The sequence below is a fragment of the Bifidobacterium boum genome (assembly GCF_000741535.1).
GTDB classification, from domain to species: Bacteria; Actinomycetota; Actinomycetes; order Actinomycetales; family Bifidobacteriaceae; genus Bifidobacterium; species Bifidobacterium boum.
In genome coordinates, this window is the sequence record NZ_JGYQ01000009.1 from 1 (window position 1) to 1,742 (window position 1,742).

Below are 1,742 nucleotides of genomic sequence, written 5' to 3' on the forward strand. Positions count from 1 at the left end.
GGACGGCGAGCGGAACAACATCGACGTGCTCCGGTTGATCCTGCGCCTGATGGGCCGGCCGGAGGATGCGTTCGACCATGTGAAGGACCGTCCGGGGCATGACCGCCGGTATGCGATCGACGCGACGAAGCTGCGCACGGAGCTGGGTTGGGAGCCCATGCACACGGATTTCGAGTCCGGTTTGAAGGCGACGATCGACTGGTACACGCAGAACCCGCAGTGGTGGGAGAAGACCAAGGCCGCGACCGAGGAACGCTACAAGCAGCAAGGCGATGAGCCGGCGGAAACTTCGAGTAAGGTACGTCTTGACAACCGTATCGCTGAGGAACCATCTCCGCATCGCGTTGTTACTCACATATCATTCAACATGAGTCATCATACGAAAAGCGTGGGAACAAGCCCACGATGATCAATAAACGTGACGGTTGTAAAATAACACCATTGCGTGATCGGAGACTCGTATGCAGCTGCCACTGAACGATAACAATCCGGCTCTCTTTACCACTGAAAAGGAGAGCCAATATTTCGAACGAAAGAGTGTAATATCCTTGTACTCGAGATAGCACCTTCATCCGGGCATGTCATCTCCAGACAAAGTGACAAAGCAGTCTTCCCGCGTAAGAAGGACAGCAGCGTCGCACTCGACCGCGACCAAGTGCTGGCGCTTGAATATGACAAGAACCAACGCCGCTTCGAAGACGAAGTGGAAACGCGCTCCTCGATAACCGACGTGGATCTCGCAGTGATGGCACGTTACAAGACCGAGCTCGGTACAAGTGCCAGCGATGAGCAGATTCTGCGGAGCCGCGGCTTCTTGCATGATGGCCATCTCACTAATGCTGGAGTGCTCCTCTTCTCAGCAAACCCGACCAAGTTCATGCCTTGGGCTCGAGTACGTGTCATCCGCTTCGATGACAACAAAATGGAAACCGGGCGCAGACTCAACATCGTCAAAGACCGTACCTTCGACGGGCCACTTCCCAAAACAATAGAGGATGCCCAACAATTCATCTCGAGCCAACTCCGGGAATTCCAGTATCTTGGAGATGACGGCAAGTTCAAAGTCATACCAGAGTATCCAGAATTTGCTTGGTTCGAGGGACTTGTGAACGCAGTAGCACATCGCGACTACGCTATGAGCGGCGATTACATTCGTGTGATGATGTACGATGACCGGCTTGAAATCACAAGCCCTGGGAAGCTTCCCAATATCGTAACGCTCCAAAACATGAAGTACACGCGCTGGTCACGCAACCCCACGATTGCTCGTACCTTGGTGGAATTCGGTTGGGTGAGGGAACTCAATGAAGGAGTCCAGCGCATATACGACGAAATGGCGGATTTCTTCCTTAGGGAGCCCACATTCTCAGAACCGAATGGTTCTTCGGTGCAGCTCACGCTTGAGAACAGTGCGACCTCACGTATCCTGCGACGAGAGGATTCGATCGCAAGCGACTTCGGCAAAGAGACGCTCAACAATCTCAGCGAATACGAACTCGCCGCTCTTCAATACGTGTATGGAAAAGGGAAAGTGACAGTCAAAGAGCTCTCTGATTACCTCGGACGCAGCGGGAAGGTCTCACGTCCCATTTTGAAATCTTTGGTAGAGAAAAGAATGCTCGATTGGCACGGCAACAGTCTTCATGATCCGTCGCAGTATTACTCTCTCCATCCATCTAAGTAGATCCAAGTAGCACAGCTTAATGCAAACGATTGATAAGAGTAGGTAAGAGTAGGTAAGA

General features: G+C 52.3%; 1 protein-coding gene and 1 pseudogene. Both read left to right on the top strand.

Translation table 11 applies throughout. From position 1 onward, the window contains the following. Nucleotides 1-271: pseudogene (locus BBOU_RS03935) on the top strand (GDP-mannose 4,6-dehydratase); the annotation flags it as partial. A gap of 384 nt (nucleotides 272-655) precedes the next feature. Then, nucleotides 656-1,684: an ATP-binding protein gene (locus BBOU_RS03940; RefSeq protein WP_202961012.1), complete on the top strand. Its 1,029-nt coding sequence runs from the start codon at nucleotides 656-658 to the stop codon at nucleotides 1,682-1,684. Nucleotides 1,685-1,742 lie beyond the last annotated feature (58 nt).